The organism is Paenibacillus ottowii (assembly GCF_050516475.1).
GTDB lineage: Bacteria > Bacillota > Bacilli > Paenibacillales > Paenibacillaceae > Paenibacillus > Paenibacillus ottowii.
This window is the reverse complement of record NZ_CP191577.1, coordinates 841500-861934: the sequence shown is the minus strand read 5'-3', so window position 1 is coordinate 861934 and position 20435 is coordinate 841500. Positions and strand designations below refer to the sequence as shown.

The 20435-nt window shown below is 47.0% G+C and carries 20 protein-coding genes; 9 read left to right on the top strand and 11 right to left on the bottom strand.

Annotated features, from left to right (window positions below):
* Positions 1-15: 15 nt before the first annotated feature.
* Positions 16-1014 (bottom strand): ABC transporter ATP-binding protein, encoded by a 999-nt coding sequence (locus tag ACQQ6X_RS04030; RefSeq protein WP_305168168.1) that lies wholly within the window; start codon positions 1012-1014, stop codon positions 16-18.
* Positions 1015-1215: 201 nt separating this feature from the next.
* Between ACQQ6X_RS04030 and ACQQ6X_RS04025 the strand changes: the two genes are divergently transcribed.
* Complete coding sequence (locus ACQQ6X_RS04025) at positions 1216-2094, top strand: LysR family transcriptional regulator (RefSeq protein ID WP_305168167.1); 879 nt, start codon at positions 1216-1218, stop codon at positions 2092-2094.
* A 142-nt stretch (positions 2095-2236) separates the two neighbouring features.
* Positions 2237-3097, top strand: a complete 861-nt coding sequence (locus ACQQ6X_RS04020) for a hypothetical protein (RefSeq protein WP_305168166.1) — start codon at positions 2237-2239, stop codon at positions 3095-3097.
* Positions 3098-3226: 129 nt separating this feature from the next.
* Here ACQQ6X_RS04020 and argS read toward each other — a convergent pair whose 3' ends face one another.
* The 3 genes from argS to ACQQ6X_RS04005 all read right to left on the bottom strand — a co-directional run bounded on the left by argS (position 3227) and on the right by ACQQ6X_RS04005 (position 6328).
* Positions 3227-4906: an arginine--tRNA ligase gene (argS, locus tag ACQQ6X_RS04015; RefSeq protein WP_305168165.1), complete on the bottom strand. Its 1680-nt coding sequence runs from the start codon at positions 4904-4906 to the stop codon at positions 3227-3229.
* 2 nt (positions 4907-4908) lie between these two features.
* The gene (locus ACQQ6X_RS04010) at positions 4909-5343 is read right to left on the bottom strand and encodes a DUF1934 domain-containing protein (protein WP_305168164.1); all 435 of its coding nucleotides are present in this window, start codon (positions 5341-5343) and stop codon (positions 4909-4911) included.
* 94 nt (positions 5344-5437) lie between these two features.
* On the bottom strand, positions 5438-6328 hold the full coding sequence (locus tag ACQQ6X_RS04005; protein ID WP_305168181.1) for a LysR family transcriptional regulator: 891 nt from the start codon (positions 6326-6328) through the stop codon (positions 5438-5440).
* A gap of 151 nt (positions 6329-6479) precedes the next feature.
* Between ACQQ6X_RS04005 and ACQQ6X_RS04000 the strand changes: the two genes are divergently transcribed.
* Together ACQQ6X_RS04000 and ACQQ6X_RS03995 are read left to right on the top strand one after the other, a co-directional pair.
* Positions 6480-8231 (top strand): ABC transporter ATP-binding protein, encoded by a 1752-nt coding sequence (locus tag ACQQ6X_RS04000; protein ID WP_305168163.1) that lies wholly within the window; start codon positions 6480-6482, stop codon positions 8229-8231.
* Positions 8228-9967 (top strand): ABC transporter ATP-binding protein, encoded by a 1740-nt coding sequence (locus tag ACQQ6X_RS03995; RefSeq protein WP_305168162.1) that lies wholly within the window; start codon positions 8228-8230, stop codon positions 9965-9967. Before ACQQ6X_RS04000 ends, ACQQ6X_RS03995 begins: the two co-directional genes overlap by 4 nt.
* A 162-nt stretch (positions 9968-10129) precedes the next feature.
* Here the strand turns inward: ACQQ6X_RS03995 and ACQQ6X_RS03990 are convergent, their stop codons facing one another.
* Both ACQQ6X_RS03990 and speE read right to left on the bottom strand, forming a co-directional pair.
* Positions 10130-11416, bottom strand: coding sequence for an MFS transporter (locus ACQQ6X_RS03990; RefSeq protein WP_305168161.1), 1287 nt, complete (start codon positions 11414-11416; stop codon positions 10130-10132).
* Between the two features lie 265 nt (positions 11417-11681).
* Positions 11682-12509 carry a polyamine aminopropyltransferase gene (speE, locus tag ACQQ6X_RS03985; RefSeq protein ID WP_063212148.1) on the bottom strand — a complete coding sequence of 276 codons (828 nt, stop codon included), beginning with the start codon at positions 12507-12509 and terminating at the stop codon, positions 11682-11684.
* Between the two features lie 282 nt (positions 12510-12791).
* Here speE and ACQQ6X_RS03980 point away from each other — a divergent pair, with 282 nt between their 5' ends.
* On the top strand, positions 12792-14849 hold the full coding sequence (locus ACQQ6X_RS03980; RefSeq protein ID WP_305168180.1) for a transglycosylase domain-containing protein: 2058 nt from the start codon (positions 12792-12794) through the stop codon (positions 14847-14849).
* Between the two features lie 148 nt (positions 14850-14997).
* Here ACQQ6X_RS03980 and ACQQ6X_RS03975 read toward each other — a convergent pair whose 3' ends face one another.
* Both ACQQ6X_RS03975 and ACQQ6X_RS03970 read right to left on the bottom strand, forming a co-directional pair.
* On the bottom strand, positions 14998-15462 hold the full coding sequence (locus tag ACQQ6X_RS03975; RefSeq protein ID WP_305168160.1) for a transporter: 465 nt from the start codon (positions 15460-15462) through the stop codon (positions 14998-15000).
* A gap of 136 nt (positions 15463-15598) precedes the next feature.
* Complete coding sequence (locus ACQQ6X_RS03970; RefSeq protein WP_305168159.1) at positions 15599-16648, bottom strand: hypothetical protein; 1050 nt, start codon at positions 16646-16648, stop codon at positions 15599-15601.
* A 122-nt stretch (positions 16649-16770) separates the two neighbouring features.
* On the opposite strand from ACQQ6X_RS03970, the gene ACQQ6X_RS03965 reads away from it, so the two are divergent.
* The 3 genes from ACQQ6X_RS03965 (at position 16771) to ACQQ6X_RS03955 (ending at position 18258) form a co-directional block, all read left to right on the top strand.
* Positions 16771-17163, top strand: coding sequence for a VOC family protein (locus ACQQ6X_RS03965; RefSeq protein ID WP_305168158.1), 393 nt, complete (start codon positions 16771-16773; stop codon positions 17161-17163).
* 89 nt (positions 17164-17252) lie between these two features.
* Positions 17253-18065 (top strand): pentapeptide repeat-containing protein, encoded by an 813-nt coding sequence (locus tag ACQQ6X_RS03960; RefSeq protein ID WP_305168157.1) that lies wholly within the window; start codon positions 17253-17255, stop codon positions 18063-18065.
* 103 nt (positions 18066-18168) lie between these two features.
* Entirely contained in the window at positions 18169-18258 is a 90-nt protein-coding gene (locus tag ACQQ6X_RS03955) for a putative holin-like toxin (RefSeq protein ID WP_305954445.1), read from the top strand.
* Between the two features lie 184 nt (positions 18259-18442).
* On the opposite strand, the gene ACQQ6X_RS03950 is transcribed toward ACQQ6X_RS03955, so the two are convergent.
* The 3 genes from ACQQ6X_RS03950 to ACQQ6X_RS03940 form a co-directional block, all read right to left on the bottom strand.
* Positions 18443-18598, bottom strand: coding sequence for a hypothetical protein (locus ACQQ6X_RS03950; protein WP_305168156.1), 156 nt, complete (start codon positions 18596-18598; stop codon positions 18443-18445).
* Between the two features lie 90 nt (positions 18599-18688).
* Entirely contained in the window at positions 18689-19042 is a 354-nt protein-coding gene (locus tag ACQQ6X_RS03945; RefSeq protein ID WP_063212154.1) for a YunG family protein, read from the bottom strand.
* A 312-nt stretch (positions 19043-19354) separates the two neighbouring features.
* Entirely contained in the window at positions 19355-19861 is a 507-nt protein-coding gene (locus ACQQ6X_RS03940) for a PTS sugar transporter subunit IIA (RefSeq protein WP_305168155.1), read from the bottom strand.
* A gap of 384 nt (positions 19862-20245) precedes the next feature.
* Between ACQQ6X_RS03940 and ACQQ6X_RS03935 the strand changes: the two genes are divergently transcribed.
* Positions 20246-20335: a putative holin-like toxin gene (locus ACQQ6X_RS03935; protein WP_305954445.1), complete on the top strand. Its 90-nt coding sequence runs from the start codon at positions 20246-20248 to the stop codon at positions 20333-20335.
* The last annotated feature ends 100 nt before the right edge of the window (positions 20336-20435 follow it).

Below are 20435 nucleotides of genomic sequence, written 5' to 3'. Positions count from 1 at the left end.
GTATACCCCTTTTCACTATGTTTCAAGTTGATGGATGTATTGCGGTGATACCCAAATATGCATTTTTTCGCCTATCTGCAAACGGGTGGAATGATATGCAGTCCATTGCTCGCCATTTTCAGCTAGTAGACGGATTTCATAACGATCGCCAAGATAGCTGACATGCAGGATCTCTACTGCAAAAGTGTGCTGATCCGCTTGCTCCTGTTCCCAACGGACATGCTCAGGCCGAAATAATGTCCGTTCCAACTCAAGCCAGTTGGATTTACCGATAAACCTTGCCACCTCTGGATGAGTTGGGCGACTATAGATCACTTCTGGTGTTCCGGTCTGCAAAATATGTCCACTTTTCATAACCACTACTTCATCAGACATGGACATGGCCTCGATCTGATCATGGGTGACGTATAGGGCGGTCAGCCCCAGATCACGCACAAGCGATATCATCTCAATGCGCATCTCTTCCCGTAGCACAGCGTCCAATGCACTGAGCGGCTCGTCGAACAAAACTAGTCGAGGCCGGGTAGCAACTGCTCTTGCAAAAGATACCCGTTGCTGCTGTCCACCAGACAACTGATGGGGATAGCGATCCTCCATCCCTGACAACCTCACCTTATCGAGCGCCTCCAGCACCACGTCCCGCAGTTCCTTCCCTTGTGCGCTAACAGACCCTTTACCCCGCTTGCTCGCTCGCAGGCCGAAGGCCACATTTTCAAACACTGTCATATGCGGCCATAGCGCAAAATCCTGAAAGACCATACCAAATTGACGGAGGTGTACGGGAATATCCTTTTTGCGTTCAGCCGAAAAGAGAATTTCCTCTCCCATCGTGATTGTGCCGGTATCTGGTGTTTCCAGACCAGCAATCAAGCGCAAGAGCGTCGTCTTCCCACAGCCGGACGGTCCGAGCAGTGTGGTGAACTCGCCTCGGCGTACGACCAGGTTCGTCTCTTGCAGCGCGGTGGTTTGGCCGAAGGTTTTACTTAATCCACGAATATATAGATCCTGATTCATCGCATTACCTGCCTGTTATTGTGACTGACCCCAGTGTAAAACTTGAATTCGCGACCTGTGTTATTGGAAAGTTAAAACAAAATTAATTATTTCAATGAATTGTGTTAACACTCATAGATTTAATCTATATAGAGGCGATTGATTCTGCTGCCCGAAGAACATGCATGATTGTTCGATCAACCTGAAAGCGAGGCATTCCCGGTGAAATTAAGTCTTTTAAAGTTACATATTGTAGAGCTGCTGAACAAGCACCACAAAATCACCACCGTAGCCGAGCTTCTCGGTCTAAAGCAACCCACCGTTACTTTCCATATGAAAAATCTCGAGCGTGAATTCGGAGTCAAACTGTTCGATACACGTATGGGCAAAATCATCCTGACGGATGCCGGAAATGCACTGCTGCACTATGCCACCAAGATTAATGCACTTGCGGCAGAGGCTGAGCGAGTCGTCCGTGAGTTTGATACGCTCCAACGAGGAAGTTTACGTATTGGCGCAAGCTATGTCCCTGCTACCTACCTGCTGCCTGCCGTGCTGCACCAGTTTGCCCGCGAGCATCCGGGTATTCACATCGCCTTGTCCGTGAAAACAGCGCCCGTGATCAAGGACATGCTCGATCGCCACGAAATTGACCTCGGCGTTATATCGGCAGAGCCGTTCCAATCCCCAACGCTACTCTCAGAATCCCTGGGAGAGGATGAACTGGTACTTATCTGTTCACCCACTCATCCGCTCGCTAGCGAAACCGATTTGACATCCGAGCGTATCGCTTCAGCCTCTTTTGTGTTGCATGGAAAAGATTCAAGTACACGCCACGTGACGGACAAATGGCTGGAACGCGGGCGACGCCGGCTTCCGTCCTATCTGGAATTGGATTCACTGGAAGCCATCAAACAGGCGGTTATGCTAGGAGAACACGTCTCCTTTGTCTCACGTCTTGCTGTTCAATCAGAGGTTGAGCGGGGTTTACTGGTTGTAAGGCCTATTCCGGGGCAGCCTGTTGAGCGGCACATTTATATGGTCAGCAACAGAGATCGTCATCGCTCCGCGCTGATCCACAGATTCACTGAATATTTATAATGAGAACCAAGATTAAATCTTACCTGTTATATAGAAATTATGGTATTTTTTAACCAGAGTCTCCTCTTGCCTTGACATACGACTGACAAACCCCCCGTAAAGTGTAGCGTGTAACCCATTTGGACGAACAGGAGAGGATGAAATGAAAACAGGCCATCGTATCATCAAATTCATGTCGGTAGTAACTCTGAGTGCAGTGCTGCTCGCAACAGGATGGAAAGGTGCAGAACCCGTTCAAGCCGCTGACAATGCCACACCAAGCTATGAGGTAAAACTGCTGCTGGATACAGCTCAGGTTCTCAACGCGGATGGCTCTTTAAAAAGCGGCATCGTCAATGAGTTCCAAATCAGCGAGGATGCGCAACGCTTGAAGGTCGAGTATTTTGACACAGACTCATTGCAACTAAATGACGAGGGCTGGAACGTTAGATTTCGCAAAAAAGAGGACAAAAAGAATTATGAATTAACCTACAAAAAACGCTATACGGTTACAGACGGGAATATCGACGCAGCACTTACCCAAGCGAATAAGGAAGGGTTCAGTGCATCTGATGATAATTATGAGGCTGAGGTAGATTGGGGATACAACAAGCAGACACTAAGCTTTTCCAATGATAAGAAAACGAGTGCCTCCAAGGGGTTAGCTTTACCTTCCCCGGATCAGGCCTTAAAACAATTGCAGGACAATCTTCCGGGCAAACTACAAAACTGGAAAAGTAGCGATTGGGGTAAACAAACCTTGTCAAACTCCAGAGTACGCGGTCCTGTAGAGGTCAGCAAATATGAGGGCAGCTTTCGGGGCTTGGATACTGACGTTGAAATATGGCCTATTCGCAGCGCAAACGGATCGGGTACTGACAATATCATCGAAATCTCCTTCAAAACTTCGGATTACAATGTTGCCGCAGGCAACCGTACCAAACTGATTAATCTGCTGCAATCCAAAGGATGGCTAATTCCCGCCGATTCTCTGAAAACGAATCTGGTACTGGAACGCTATTAAGCTACTCATACCTAATAAGTACTCGAACGTAAAAAGGAACCGAACGAGCCTCCCTGTAGAGGGCAGCACGAACGGTTCCTTTTACTATTATACATATGACTACAAGGTCAATCCGTTGCAGTTGTTTAATTACATACGTTCTGGTGCAGACACACCCACCAGCTTCAGTACATTGGCAATGGTCGTGCGAACCGCGCCAAACAACGCCAAGCGAGCCTGCGTTTGAGCTGCATCCTCCGTGATGACACGCTCTGCCTTATAGTAGCTGTGGAACAATGATGCCAGCTCGTAGACATAGCGAATCATACGATGCGGCGCAAAGTTTGCAGCTGCCACCGATACTTCCTCTGGCAACTCGCCAATTTTGCGTAACAGGTCGTATTCATGCTCAGCCGTCAGCTTCGACAAGTCAACTTCTGCCAATGGCAGCACAGCAATACCCTGTTCTTCAGCTTGGCGATATACGCTGCATGCACGTGCGTGTGCATATTGCACGTAGAATACCGGATTCTCATTGGAGGTGGAAATCGCCAAATCCATATCAAAATCCAAATGCGAATCCATACTACGCATGGTGAAGAAGTAACGGATCGCGTCCACGCCCACTTCTTCCATCAGATCCTCCATCGTTACGGCCTTGCCAGTACGCTTGGACATTTTTACTTTTTCCCCGTTTTGGAACAAGCTGACCATTTGGGCAATCAGCACTTTAAGCTTATCCGGGTCATTGCCCAGTGCTTCCATTGCCGCCTTCATCCGCGGAATATAACCGTGGTGATCCGCTCCCCAGATGTTGATGATCGTGTCATAGCCACGAGCGTATTTGTCGCGGTGATAAGCAATATCTGGAGTCAGGTACGTATAAGTGCCGTCATTTTTGATCAATACGCGGTCTTTATCGTCGCCATATTTGGTCGTATTCAGCCAAGTAGCTCCGTCCTTTTCATAAATTTCCTCACGGTCACGCAGCTCATTCAGCGCTTTAAGCACTTCACCGTTATCATACAGTGATGTTTCGCTGAACCAGGAATCAAAAGGTACACGGAACCGTTCCAGATCACGCTTGATCTTATTCAGTTCCTTTTCCAAACCGTATTCACGGAAAAAAGCAGCACGATCTCCCGGTTCCATAGACAAGAGAGAATCGCCCTTCTCAGCCACCAGTTCCTTCGCAAACCCGATGATATCCTCACCATGGTATCCGTCCTCCGGCATCTCCGCAGGCTGTCCCAGTTCCTGCAAATAACGCGCCTCAATGGAACGGCTCATATTGTAAATCTGATTCCCCGCATCATTAATGTAATATTCACGAGTAACTTGATATCCTGCAAAATCAAGCACGTTACAGAGCGCATCCCCTACAGCGGCGCCACGTGCATGACCCAAGTGAAGACTACCGGTCGGATTGGCGCTGACAAATTCGATCTGTACTTTTTTGCCTGCACCTACGTGTACACGACCGTAATCTGCTCCTTGCTCCTGTACTTGTCCAATCACTGCATAGAGGTAACTCTTGTTCAGGCGAAAGTTAATAAAGCCTGGTCCGGCGATTTCCGCACTTTCAATAGAAGCGGAAGCCAAGTCCATATTTGCGATCAAATCTTCAGCGATCTGACGCGGGTTCTTCTTCGCAATGCGAGTGAGCTGCATTGCTACGTTGGTAGCTAAGTCACCGTGTGACTTGTCCTTAGGTACTTCCAATGTAATAGTCGGCAGCTCTTCGCGGCTCACGATTCCGGCAGCCAGCACTGCAGCCTCGATTGCTGAGGTTACCTTTTGATTAATAAGTTCCAGTGGATTGCTTGTCATGATTATTGCTCCTCCTGTATATGCAAACTGATGGCAAAATGCCCCGAGAAATCCTCAAATACGTACAGATCATAGGTCCAGCTCACATGTCCGGTGAAACCATCCATCCGAATATCGAGCTTCTGCGTATGCGCAGACATGTTCAAGTTTAAATAAGGCGAGCGGTAAAATCCAGGCAACCTGCGTCCCAGCGCGAACGACTGCTCTGATTGTACCTCACCGTGGCGAATTAGCTTTAGCTCATCCGTTCCAATTTTGACTGTGTTCCGTGTCGTACCGCCTTCTGGACTCTCTTGCGGCTCTTCGTACCTTATATATAGATGCTTCCCGCGAACGATTGCTTCTCCAGGAAGCTCCTGTACCACATCTTCTCCGTCATGATGACTATGAAGACGGATTCGAACCTTTGCATTGTGTGGCATGTGTTCAAACTCCATTCTATCGCTATCCTACTGTACTACTATATCCAGTTCCCGATTGCAATTCAAATGAGTTTTTACAAAAAGATGCTTTCATACTTAAAAAATTCAACTACTGTAGGTCAGCTGCACTGGATGCCTGGCTAAAACTTTCAATGAACCGGGAAGCCAATGAAGACATGTATTTATCCTTCAACCAGACAGCCGCCACTCGTGTGTGCAACTCTTCACAGCTAATTTCCTTAACGATTAAATGATTATTGCTGCCCAAAGACAAGGCCGAGCGCGAAATCATGCCGATACCCAGCCCTTCGTTGGCCCAATGAAGCGTGGTGCGGGCATCGTCGTTTTTGCAAAAGATGTTCGGCTCAAAGCCGTGCTTCATACAGGTATCGTGGATCAATTGCTCAAAACGGCGGTATATAATGAGTGGTCTGTTCTTCAACTCAGCCAATGAAATAGTCTTCTGTTCAGGACTCCAATCATGTTCTTTCGTCATTACCGCTACCATGGGCTCGGATTCGGCATATCTGCATCCTAAATCCGTGGTATTAAAGGGGGTTCTGACAATACCGACCTCGATAATCCCTTTGTTCAAAAGATCCAGAATCCTAAAGGTATTTCCCTCATGAATTTCAAATTTTACACCCGCATAGGTTTTATGAAATTCGGAAAGCCTGTCTTTCATCAGGGTTGCTCCAGAGGAAGAGACTGTTCCAATGGTGAGCGTCCCCTTCATCCCCATGGCAAAATCATTCATTTCCCTGGTCGTAGCATCCGTCAGCTCCAAAATCTGCTTGGCTCTGTTCTGTAAAATGATTCCGGCCTCTGTCAATCGAATGCTCCGTGAGCCTCGATGCACAAGCTTTACACCAAGCTCTTCCTCCAGCTGCATAAGCTGTTGACTTAAGGGAGGCTGTGCAATTTGCAGTTTTTTGGCTGCCGCTGTAATCTGTCCGGCGTCGGCAATCGCTAAAAAGTACTTGAGATGCCTTAATTCCATCATGAACCTCCGGTTCTGACATATGTGAAACCTATATCTCTAATATATATTAAATATTTTTCATATGGTTAGGGATATGCCATAATTATACTCAGATATGCAATTGCACAAGGAAAACTTTATACAATATTCAGGTTAGGTGATGGTTTATTTGCTGAAATTCGCTGTTTTTTTGAAACCCTATAAAAAGGAAACGATTCTTGGGCCTCTGTTTAAACTGATTGAGGCTATTCTGGAATTGCTGCTGCCTACTATGGTCGCTTTAATGATTAATCATGGCGTTGGTAGGGGAGATACCCATTATGTATGGCAATTGGGCCTGTTGATGTTGCTCATGACTATTCTGGGCTTTGGCAGTTCTCTCGTGTGCCAGTTTTACGCAGCCCGTGCTTCCCAAGGATTCGGAACCACACTGCGCAACACCATGTTTAAGCATATTTCATCATTTTCTTATGCGGATCTCGATAAATTTGGTACGCCCTCTCTCATCAACCGAATTACGAATGATGTTAATCAGCTTCAAACGGCTGTGGCGATGCTGATTCGTCTGGTCATTCGTGCTCCTTTTATTTGTATCGGGGCGATCATTATGTCGATGATATTGGACTTCCGCCTTGCTTTGGTGCTATTGGCGGCTACGCCCATTCTGGCTGTGATCCTGTATGTGGTCATTACGAAGGCTTCTCCACTGTACCAGCTATACCAGAAGAAGCTCGATAAAATTGCTCTGGTGCTAAGTGAAAATCTCACAGGTGTACGGGTTATACGTGCATTTGCCAAAAGAGGAGCTGAACGAGTAAAGTTTAATACCGCCTCGGATGATCTAACCCAGACCGCTATTCGTGTCGGGCGTATTTCTGCTCTGCTGAGCCCAGCCACCTTACTGGTGGTCAACGGAGCTATTATTGCCATTCTGTGGATCGGCGGTATCCATATCCAATATGGCTCTCTTACTCAAGGAGAGATTATTGCGTTTATTAATTACATTACGCAGATTTTACTGGCCCTGATCGTGGTGACGAATCTTATTATCCTGTTCACCAAGGCAGCCACTTCAGCAACGAGAATTCAGGAGGTTCTGAACACGGAAGCATCGATTTCCGATTCGGACCTTTCCACATCTACAGACAGGGAAGAGACAGGGAAGAACGGCCCTGTACCAGCCATCTCTTTTGATCACGTCTCCTTTGGCTACAATAAGACAGGACAATTGGCACTTAGTGACATAGTGGTGGACATCTATCCCGGTGAAACAGTTGGAATCATAGGAGGAACAGGCTCAGGGAAATCCACCTTTGTGAATCTCATTCCCCGCTTCTATGATGCGGTGGAGGGTTGCGTACAGGTCGATGGCATGGACGTACGGCACTATAAGCTGGAGCAATTGCGGCAAAAAATCGGGATTGTTCCCCAAAAGGCCCTGCTGTTCACGGGGACTATAGCGGATAATATCCGATGGGGGCGTGAACACGCCACCGATGAGGAAGTCGCACGAGCCGCAGCCATCGCGCAAGCGGATGAGTTTATTTCCAACTTGCCGGAAAAATTCGATGCCCCGATCACCCGAGGAGGGCTTAATCTGTCAGGCGGGCAAAAGCAGCGTCTTACCATTGCCAGAGCTATTGTAGGCAATCCGGAAATTCTGATTTTGGATGATTCCTCAAGCGCACTTGATTTCGCAACTGACGCCGCCCTTCGGAAATCGCTACGGGAAAATAGCTCTCGCATGACTGTTCTGCTGGTCTCCCAACGAGTAAGCAGTGTACAGCATGCCGATAAAATCATTGTATTTGATGAAGGCCGAATTGTCGGGATCGGCACACATGATCAGTTGATGAGCAGCTCGGAAGTATACCAGGAAATTAATCGCTCCCAGCTCTCAACGCAGGAGGTGGACCAATGAGTGGCAAGGAAACCTGGAAAAGATTATTAACCTATGTCGGTCAATATAAATCAACAACGTTTTGGGTCATCGTCAGTGCGATTCTCAGCGTGCTTGCCAGTCTGATCGGGCCCTATATGATTGGCCGGGCTATCGACCATATGGTGAATAAAGGAGCGGTAGACTTTAGAGGCATTGCGTTGATTCTTTTTGGACTAGGCATTGTATATGTTGTAGGCAGTCTATTTAGCTGGCTGCTCACATATTTAACGAACCGCATTGCTTTTCAGACTGTAAATGATATGCGACGGGAGTTATTCGATCATTTTAATATCCTTCCGTTAAGCTTTCATGACAATCATCCACAAGGAGATAGCATAAGCCGTTTTGTGAACGATATGGATGCCGTGTCGGATGGACTGTTGCAGGGGTTTTCCACTTTAATCACCGGATTGATTACCATTATTGGTTCGATTGTACTCATGCTGTATATCAGTCCGGTGATGACGCTGGTGGTCTTGGTGTCTGCCCCCATCACATACGGCGTTGCGCGGTTCATTACTACAAAATCGCAACGCATGTTCCGCGAGCAGGCCAAAATTTTAGGAAGCCTGAACGGTTATGTAGAGGAAATGATCGGCGGACAGCGGGTAGTGACTGCCTTTCATTATGAAAAGCGCTCGCTTGGGGAATTTTCAGCCAGAAACGAACAGTTGTACCAAGCCGGGGTAAAATCACAGTTTTACGGATCTTTGTCTAACCCCTCCACCCGATTGGTCAACAACATGACTTTTTCAGTCACTGCTATGATTGGCTGTATTTCGATCATTTTGGGCGGAATTTCGGTAGGCGGTTTGTCGAGCTTTCTCATTTACACCAATTTGTTCGCCAAGCCTTTTAATGAAATTACAGGGGTATTAACTCAGTTTCAGGCTGCTACAGCTTCTGCCCAGCGTATATTTGCTATTTTGGATTCGCCGCCGGAGCAACCAGAAAAACCGAACGCCGTGCAGCTGGAACGCAGTAAAGGCACGATTCTGTTTGATCATGTGAAATTCTCCTATAATCCGGAACGAACGCTCATTACGAACTTTAGTTTGGAGGTCAAGCCGGGCACTCGCGTAGCCATCGTCGGACAGACCGGAGCAGGCAAAACAACACTCGTTAACCTGCTCATGCGCTTTTACGATGTGGACAGCGGTTCGATCTCCATCGACGGAGTGAATATCAACGATATGAGCCGGGACAGCCTGCGAACTAACTTTGGCATGGTGCTTCAGGATACATGGCTATTCAGCGGAACGATTCGGGATAATATCGCTTACGGGAAGCCAGAGGCCACGGACGAAGAAGTCATTGCGGCTGCGACAGCTGCTAATGCGCATGGCTTTATCAAGCGCCTGCCTCATGGTTACGATACGGTCATCAGCGGGTCGGGCGATAGCCTGTCACAAGGGCAAAAGCAGCTGCTTACCATCGCGAGAGTAATTCTCGTTGATCCACCTATGCTCATTCTGGATGAAGCAACCAGCAGCATAGACACCCTTACAGAGGCCCGCATCCAAAAGGCCTTCATGAAAATGATCGACGGACGCACCAGCTTCGTCATCGCCCACAGGCTATCAACCATCCGTGAAGCGGATCTGATTTTATACATGAAAAACGGCGATGTTGTCGAAAGCGGCACCCATGAAGCACTGCTTGCCAGCGGCGGCCATTACGCCTCCCTCTATAACAGCCAGTTCACTACGGCCTAGCATTGCAGTTAGGGAAATTGTTCGTTTCATCGCACAATGTTCTCCTTAAAAAGTCGGTTGCTCTTATGCAACCGACTTTTTTGGGGTTCTGGCACACGGAGGAGCTATTGCTTATGTAATCGAGCCAAAAAAACATAATCGGCTTATCGGAGATAGTCCAATTCATATCCCTGCTCCCGTGGCGGTCGGATGATCAATAGGTTCGTCTTCCTGAAAGTCACGTCGATACCACCAGCCGATCAGAACAGCAATGGTAGTCATAGCCGCAGCCAGCAAATACACCTGCACCATACCAAATCGGTCAGCATACCAGCCCATGAATAATAAAGCCAGACCGAAAGCGAGATTGGTAAGCACATCAATTCCTGCCATCACTTTGGGCAGCTGGGCTGCTGGTGCACTGGTTTGCAGCAAGGTGCGGCGAATAATGCCTGCCATTTGAACAGGTAAACCTGACACAGCAAAAAGAATAAGCGCAGCCACGGGAATGGTATTCAGAGCAAATACAATGGTTATCAGAACATATACCAGCAATGCCCCAAGCATGTACAAAAAGCTGTTCTTTTGCAATCGTTTGACCAAGCCAACCACAATCAATCCACCCAAAATGGTACCGGAGAAAAAGGATGCATTCATAAAGCCCCACCAGCTCGCATCCCGATGCAGTACTTGACTGACATACGCCAAAATAAATACGCCAAGCCAGGAGACTCCCCCAATACTATCCACGCTATCGACAATCATCAGAGAACGAATACGACGGTTATGCCAGATAATTTCCCATCCTTCCCCAAGCTCTTTCCACTGGGAGCCTTTTTCCTTTGCGGGTTCTATTGCATTTGTTGAAGATTCTGAAGATGCGGAGTTTAATTCCTTTGAATCCAGCGGATCACGAATGAAGGACGTGACAGTTACAGCCACGAGATAACAACAGGATGCGATCACAAGCGTGTTCAAGGAACCCAGCCAAGCGACAATCATTCCACTCAACGCCCAGCCTGCACACTTAACCACCTGATCACTGACCGCTACCATACCGTTAGCCCGCATGAGTCCCTCTCCAGTAGCCAAACGGGGTACAAGCGCATTACGCGCAGGATTGGTCCATCCATCCAAAAAAGACATGCCAAATACCATTACAAAAATAAATAGAAACGACCTTTGCTCAGGTACAATCCATAAATAAAGCAGCAGCAGTGTAAAAATGACAAACTGCCCAAACTGGGAAAATAGCAGAACCTGCGTCAGCCGAAATCGACCGAGCACGATCGGTGCTACAAGCCCACTAACCACTTGAGCTGACAATCGGAACAACGGAATTAAAATGGTCGTCATTAAGGAATTACTTGCACTGAATACCAACACCACCACACTCAACATATAGATAATATCTGCTGCGTTAGAGATCGTCTGAGATCCCCATAGGTAATAAAAAGAGCGTCTGATCAAAAAAGTCTCCTCCTCTTTGGTACATCGCCAAATTATGAATTTCCATAACCAAACCTCCCCTGTCAATAGTACAAATCTGTTCAATGTCTGGTTTTTTGTATGTTCTACATACACCCTTAAATTTCCTTCTTTTATCTTAAAAGGAAATTCAGTGTCCGCTATATGTTCATGCCAAATACACTCTGATCTCATACAAAAAAGCGTCTATAGCGCTCTTTTCGCTCTATACTGGCGATAAAGATCACTAAGACGCTTCTTAAAATGTTTATTTCGTTAAATCTTCCACAAATTTAGGCAGTACAAACGCCGCTTTGTGCAGGCGCGGACTGTAATATCGGGTGTCCATCTCCGGAATTTGGGTCTCGTCCACTTCAAGCGGGTCATATTTCTTACTACCCAGTGTGAATGTCCAAAGACCACTCGGATAGGTTGGAATGTTTGCACCGTACACACGCACAATCGGGAAAATCTCTTTTACATCTTTGTTGACCTTCTGAATCAGGTCAGCCTTGAACCAAGGATTATCCGTCTGCGCCACGAAAATGCCGTCTTCCTTCAGCGCCTCAAAAATGCCTTGGTAGAATCCACGTTCGAATAGCGGCGCTGCTGGTCCAACCGGCTCTGTTGAATCGACCATAATCACATCGTATTCATTTTTGTGTTCGATAATATGCATGTAACCGTCATTGACCAGCACTTCCACATTCGGCTCGTCCAACTTCCCCGCAATTTCAGGCAAGTACTTTTTAGAATATTCAATGACCTTACCGTCAATCTCAACCAATACGGCTTTTTCAACTTCAGGATGCTTGATGACCTCACGGATAACGCCGCCATCGCCGCCGCCCACAACCAAAACCTTTTTCGGATTCGGATGTGTATTCAGCGCCGGATGCGCTACCATTTCGTGATATACAAATTCGTCTTTAACCGTTGTCATCACCATGCCATCCAGAACAAGCATATTGCCGAATTCCTCTGTCTCGATCATTGCCAGATCCTGAAAATCTGTTTTCTCAGAGACATAGGTTTGTTTGATTTTTGCTGTAATACCGAAAGAGGGAGTCTGCTTCTCCGTAAACCACAAGTCCATCCTTCCAACCTTCTTTCTGATCAAAGTATGTGTCCGGCAATTCGGTAGCATAAACATGGACTTTCCTTATAACTGCAACACACAAACGCCGAGTTTGCTATTTTTATTGTACCAAACACACTTGAATTTCACACTTTTTGCATTATAAATAATACCCGAATGGACTGCAAAAGCATTTTAAAGGCTTAATCTTGTTTAAAATGGATACGTATGCGAATCTAATGAATATACGCTTTCGGATTGACTATACTGAGAACATCAACTATGGAAGGAGGTGGCATGATGACCGATACTACCGGGCGATCCTCCAAGCGTAAACCGCTTTGGCTTCGATGCTTGCAAGGGCTGATGTCTCTCACGATTCTGACGGTCATCGCCGCCTGCATTCTGCTCGCCTATTTGTACACAACCAGCCTTCCGCTCGCCGATACGGATCGAAATTCACGTCTGCTCGATAGTCAGGGTCAAGTCATTGCCACCTTCTCTGCCGGAGGCAAGGAGTCTATTCCTGTCCAGTTGGATCACATTTCGCCCGATTTAATAGCAGCTACACTGGCCGTGGAGGACCGGAAGTTTTACGATCATTTTGGCTTTGATTTCAAAGGATTGGGCCGGGCGATAATTGTTAATCTGACCCGCTGGGATATGTCACAAGGGGCGAGCACGCTGACTCAGCAGCTTGCACGCAATCTGTACTTGTCTCACGAGAAAACATGGACGCGCAAGGCCAAAGAGGCCATCTATACCGCACAGCTTGAAATGAAGTATTCCAAGAATGAGCTGCTGCAAATGTATTTGAATGAAATTTATTATGGTCATGGCGCCTACGGTATTGAAGCGGCTTCGCAAATGTATTTTGGTAAATCCGCAAAGGATCTGGATTTGGCCGAAAGCGCCCTATTGGCAGGTATTCCGAAAGGACCAACCTACTATTCACCATATAATCATATGAAGAACGCAAAGGATCGGCAGAAAATTGTACTGGACTCGATGGCGCTCATCGGCAAAATTACACCCGCTGAAGCCACCAAGGCCTATGATGAGATACTGGCCCTGCGGCCCGAGAGCCAACGTCGGACAGTGGAGGCTGCTCCCTGGTTCCGCGATTACGTTCGCCAGCTAGTAACTCATCAATTTGGAATTAGCGAAGCGATGCTTGAGCATGGCGGGCTGAGCATTTATACGACGCTGGACATGCACATGCAGCAGGCCGCCGAAGCGGCTGTCACTGAGGGCATGAAGAACAGCAACGGACTGGAAACTGCACTAATCTCCATGGACCCACGGAACGGGCATGTCAAAGCCATGGTCGGCGGAACAAACTATGTCGGGAATCAGTACAACCATGCACTGGCCACAACCAGGCAGCCTGGCTCCTCTTTCAAGCCGATTATGTATCTCAGCGCGCTGGATTCCGGCCAATTGACGAGTACGTCCAAATTCGAAAGCCGGCCGACGTTGTTCCACTATGACAACAACCGCAAAACTTATAAGCCCAAAAATTTTGGAGACAAATATTTGGGCGAAATAGATCTGCGACGCGCCATTGCAGCGTCTGATAATATTTATGCCGTTAGCACCATTCTGCAGGTGGGAGCGGATAAGGTCATGGACCTCGCCAGCAAAATGGGCATTACGAGCGAGCTCAAGCCCGTGCCTTCACTAGCGCTAGGCGTATCGCCCGTCAGCCCGTTCGAGATGGCCTCGGCCTTCTCGGTCATCAGCAGTGGCGGGCAAAAGGTGGCTCCGGTGGCGGTGCTGCGTATCACCGATGCAGCCGGGCGATCGCTGTACGAAGCGCCGCAGGCCGCGCCCGTGCAGGTGGTGAAGCCCGCCTCCGCCTATGTCCTCACACGCCTCATGGAAGGCGTGTTCGAGGAAGGCGGCACTGGCAACCGGGTCGCGAAGCTGATCAAGCGCCCGGTTGCCGGCAAAAGCGGCACGACCAATACGGACGCGTGGATGGTCGGCTTTACCCCCGAGCTATCCACCGCTGTTTGGGTCGGATATGACAAGGGCAAGGACATCAGCACGCAGGATGCCCGGCGGGCGGCACCAATTTTCGCACAATATACGGAAAAAGCACTGGAGAATGTGCCGCCCAAAATCTTTCCAATCCCTGACGGCGTAGTCAGCGCCTATATTGATCCGGACAGCGGCAAGCTAGCTGCCCCGGACAGCCCCAATAAGCGGCTGGAGGTTTTCGTCAGCGGCACCGAGCCGAAGGAGACCCTATCGGGGCAGAATAATCCACCCGCAGCGACACCTACCGACCAAGCGGAGCGACAGGCCGAAAAAAAATCGTGGTGGGGCAATTTTAAGCGATGGTGGCTGGAGTAATAGCAAAAAAAGGCTGGGACACCGCCAAGGGCGCTCTCCCAGCCTTTTTGATCTTTATTTCATTTATCTCATTCGCCCATTCCAGCTCTCTTGTCAGTGCTATCAGCCATCACCCAGTTAAACCCCGTTCTTCCCTAAAGCTGCGCTATTACCAAAAACAACTAAACGATTCAATACGGTTAGTGTCTACACCAAAATAAAACCAAAAACGTCCACTCCACCGAAAACCCGCTACGGATGTTCTGCCTATAAAAACAGGGTACATCCAGAAGCGCTCTCCATTCGTCAGCCATACAAACGTATTGCGGTACAGGCAACCAAACATGGCTCCAGGGTCAACTGCAAATGTAGAAACTAGCGGCTTCGGTGGCGTAAATGATGGTGGTGGGGAAGTGGGTGCTTGAGCTTGCTGCCCTCCTTGCGGACCGAACGGCCCCTGTGGCGGTGGTGAGAATGGCTGTGGCGCAAATGATCCTGGGCCTGGTGGCGGACCTACTGGAGACGAGAACGGATCCTGCATACCGGGGAATTGTGGGAACGAAGGACCTGACGGCGTGAATGGACCCGGAGTACCCGGTTGCGTTCCGAAAGGAACTTGTGGCTGTAAAGACATGTGTTTCACTCCTTGTGTTCTAGGCTGATGTATCCTATGCGGGACATCAGCCCGTGGACTGGGCGAATCCCTAGATCATCGTCAAACTCCGCTATTCCGTCCTTTTATGTCAAAATCCCTTTATATCCTAGCCCGATTAATTTCCCGTTCGGACATGCTCCAACTCAATTTCATGCACCATTTTAATTTCGATCCGTTTCCTGAGCTCATCATACTGTTCCAGCAGCCGGTGCTTATATCCCAAACGTTCGTTCATCCAGCCTATCATAGAGTCATCCTTATGCTCCGTAGACCAGCTAAACAAATCGCCATAGAGCTGATCAAATGATTCCTCGTTACAACGAGCAAATCGGATCGGTCGAGCTCTATAGCTAAGCTTTAGTTCCAACATTTCATACAACACTTCCAACCGATACTCCAAGACCTGTACACCTGCTTTGGATACATCGTAGCTTTTTATATCCTGAATAAGCTCGCTAAAGGTCAGCCCTACATGCTGCATCGCAAAATAAGACCACACACAACTTCCCGTAGCCGTTCCATGAGCCTCCCAGAGCGGATTCCACAAAATAGATCGAATCGTGTCCCTCTGCTTTTCTCCATACAGTGCAATTCCAGCAATAATTCCCGCATTACAATCTACGGAAGCATGTCGTTCTCCCCAATGCACCAATCGCGGGACCATATCCTCAGTAGTGCATTTAAAGCTTAGTAGAGGCAAGTACTCATTAAATAAATGCTGATCTACTGCTTGTTCCAATTCAGCCGCCAGACGTTCACGGAACGATTCGCATGGAAGATGTACGAGTCCCAAACAAGCATCTACAGATGCTGCTCCATATGGTCCGTTCACCCATGCGGCGAGGTCAGCCGCAGCTTCCACATAACCCAAATAACCTAACACATGCAGCACACCATCAGGTATATGTTCCGGTGATGCCTGATTTCGAACGTAACGCTCGTACATATCCTGCGCCAGAGCAACATCTCCACATCTCATGATCGGCCCAAGTAACAAACCTCTGACATAGTGATCAGGATCTTCTACAAAAAGCCAATATAACTCCCAGGCATCCTCCACGGTTCCGTATTGGGCAACTACATCCGTATAGGCTGAAATAATGCTGGCGTCCAGTTTCCTGCCTGAACCCATCATCTCAACAAGCTTTGCTGTCGCGTTCATCATCCAGTCTCCCCTTTTCTGAGTATACCTATATTCTTTATGAAGCACGTCTCTAGTCCTGAATATTTCTATTAAAAAAGAGAAAAGATGTTATCATCCATTATCCGCTTGAGGGAGTTGATCTGATGCAGGATTCTAGCCCAAAAATCACAACGTTTTTCATGTTCCCCGGTCAAGCAGAGGAGGCCATGCAATATTATACCTCTGTATTTAAGCCATCTGGTATCATCAGCATTTTTCATCAGGAAGATGGGACCGTGTTACATGCCGTGTTCAACCTCAAAGGGCAGACCTTTATGGCTATAGACTATAACCATAAGGACAAACACCCTTTTACCCCAGCTCTATCACTATTCGTCACTTGTGATTCGGAAGAAGAGATTCATCGTGTGTTTGACCACCTATCTCAAGAAGGCCGAGTTCTAATGCCCCTTGAAGCCTCACCCGTAAGCCAGCAGTTTGGTTGGGTCGAAGACAAATACGGTGTTTCATGGCAATTAAATCTGGCAAAAGGGTAACTGATCTATTTTACTTAGCAATAAACCATAACTCATCTTTTTTTGGTACTATTACATTTAGTAGGTGCTAATAAAAGGATGTGTGTTTATTGTATACCGCCGATTGTGAAAAATGTTTTGGTTTATGCTGTGTCGCCTTGCCTTATGCCAAATCTGCCGATTTTGCCTTTAACAAGGATGGAGGAACTCCCTGCCAACACCTAAATGCGGATTATCGCTGTGGCATTCATACAAACCTAAGAAATAACGGCTTGCGAGGCTGTACCGTATATGATTGCTTTGGGGCAGGTCAAAAAATTTCCCAAGTTACATACAACGGAAAAAGCTGGAGAGACGATCCGGCAATAGCTGAAGAAATGTTCAATCTACTTCCCATCATGCAGCAGCTTCATGAAATGCTCTATTACCTAAATGAAGCCCTGAGCTTAAAAGAAACTCACTCCATCTATACCGAGTTACAAGAAGCAATGGCGAAAACCGAACAGCTTACGGATCAAGACCCCAAATCCCTCATAAATATTCATGTACCCACCCATAGGGCGCTAGTCAATGATTTACTTGTACAAACAAGTGAGTTAGTTCGAGGAAAATTTGGGAAGAACATGGAAAACTCTAAACTTAGTAAAAAAATCAAGAGTAGAGACCTAATCGGAGCCAATTTAAGAGGTGCTAATCTGAGTGGCGCCAACCTGAGAGGCGTTCTACTGATTGCTGCTGACCTGCGTGAGGCTGATTTGAGGGTGACTGACCTTATCGGTGCAGATTTTAGAGATGCTGATTTAAGTGGAGCTAATCTGGAAGGAAGTATCTTTCTTACACAAGCGCAATTAAATTCAGCTAAAGGCAATGGTAAAACCAAACTGCCCTCGTCTCTAAGCGTTCCCAGCCACTGGCTGGATTAGTTTTATTTTATAACCCTCCTTAAAAAACGTAATTAAGTAATTAATGTCTCATAGTACAACTAACGGCTAAAGGGCGGTCGGCTAGTCTCCCCAAAGGGAGGTGATGCCCATGGAGGTTAAAGACGCGATTTCCTTGATGATCATGTTCGGCATGTTCATTCTGGCATTGCTTACCTACATGAAAAAGAAATAGACCGCCCCCCCACAAAGGTAACGGTCTATTGTTGGACCCTACTGCCAACTGCTCTTAAAGCAGTGGTTGTATATTGGAGTCGTGTTAGCGCACGACTCCTTGACTATTCTTACCTCAGCATAGCTCATTTTATAACTTAAATACAGCCTTTATCTTCAAAAGTTTAACTGTTCAGACCGTCATTTTACTCCCCCGTTGCATGTTGCTCTGTAGTGCTTTCACGGTAAAAACAGACTTGATTCTTACATCCGTAACGAATAGTAGATCCTGTATCCTCATAATAGCCCTCATCTTCAAAATTGGCAGGCTTTGTGGCTTCAATAAGATTCAGCAAATCCATATCCGGCTTTTCCCAGTTGAATTTGTTGCTTTAATTATGTACCCATAAGCTTCTTCCAAATCTTTCGATGTCCTTTGAGGCTGTCCGAACCTATACCTTTTCGTTAAGAGTTTCCCCTAATCTCCGGCTCAAGGCTGCATACTGCTCTGCGTTGGTGTCTGAAAATGCTTCTTCCCGGTTGGATTGTACATGCTGATACTGTGGAAGGCTTGAAAATTGCGACTCCGTGAAATCTATAATGTCCTCACCGATCCGGTTGTAATAATGCCAGCTACTATCCAACCATGTCTTCAAAATATCACCGCCAAGCCTGTCTTGAACGACGAGCGCTGTGACTCCACAATGTCCGGCTGCAGGATTATTGGCTGTCCATTTAGAGCTAGACTCCAAAGACCAGGCCTGAAACAATGCCTTCTCTAGTTCTACAAAACGATTTGTATTCAATGTGCGTCTCCCCTTTTGAAACCATTCTGTACTTATAGTGAACCTATCCTACTTATTCCAATCTATATTCCACACTCTATGAATCTTAGCTTCCGCTTCATTCAGTTCTAGCAACTACACTAACCGCCACGCAAATATTTTATAAATCCACAAATAATTATTGTATTGGTAGTTTAGCAAATATAAACGGACTTCTGCATCTCCAGTTCAAATATCAGCTCGTTTTATCGAAGGCCTTCCTTTGACCAGTCAGTGAATCATCTAAAGAAAAGACTAACCAGAGATTCCTGGTTAGTCTTTTCTGAATGAGAGCTATGCTTTTAAATGAACCCTTAATACAGGTACATCTGGAGAAGCAGATGAATGATCCAGTATTTCCACATGGCTGATCATATCTTGCCCGTCTGGAACGATGACTGGAGTAATTACAGGCAGTCCACCCTGTTGGATCGCATCCAGATCAAACTCCATCAATAATTGTCCAGCTTTAATGCTATCTCCTGCTTGAACATGAGGATTAAATCCCTGTCCTTTGAGGGAGACGGTATTAATTCCGACATGTATCAACACTTGTACGCCGGATTCATGTTCAATGATCAGAGCGTGCTTGCTTTTTTCCATGACATGAGCAACTTTTCCTGCGAAAGGAGCAGTGACCCTGCCTTCAGACGGCTGGATAGCGATGCCGTCCCCCATAGCTTTCGTAGAGAACGCAGGATCCGGAACCTCTTCCAGGGAGACCACTTTTCCTTTAATCGGCGCTACCATGTCGAATTCTTCAATACGGGGAGCCGCCTTCTTTTTCAACCATTTAAACATAACGATGCCACCTTATTTAGAGATTACATTCATAAACAGCCATAGGAAATAACTATACCCTCTTAGGAACCGGTTCCACAAAATATTTTAATAAAACCGGGGTGAAACCGATTTCTATTTGAATTATAGTGAATGCCTTTCCATGATGTCAAGGAACTATCAAATAACTACATATTTATAACAATTATTTTTATGTAACTTGGAGGCTCTAACAAATCACCAAACTAGTAATACAACAGAGTGCAGTCTATCTCGGTCGGGTCATTCGTTACTAAAATTACGCATTTAAGTGCTTTATACCTTCAAAAACGTCTTTTTATGGTATACTGTTCTAGTACAGCATACGGCTAAAAGGGCGGTCGGCTAGTCTCCCGAAGGGAGGTGATGCCCATGGAGGTTAAAGATGCGATTTCTTTGATGATCATGTTTGGCATGTTCATTCTGGCATTGCTTACCTACATGAAAAAGAAGTAGACCGCCCCCAACCAAGGTATCGGTCTACTCCTGAACCTTACTGCCGACTGCTCTTTAAGCAGTTGTGTACACTGGAGTCGTGTTGACGCACGGCTCCTTT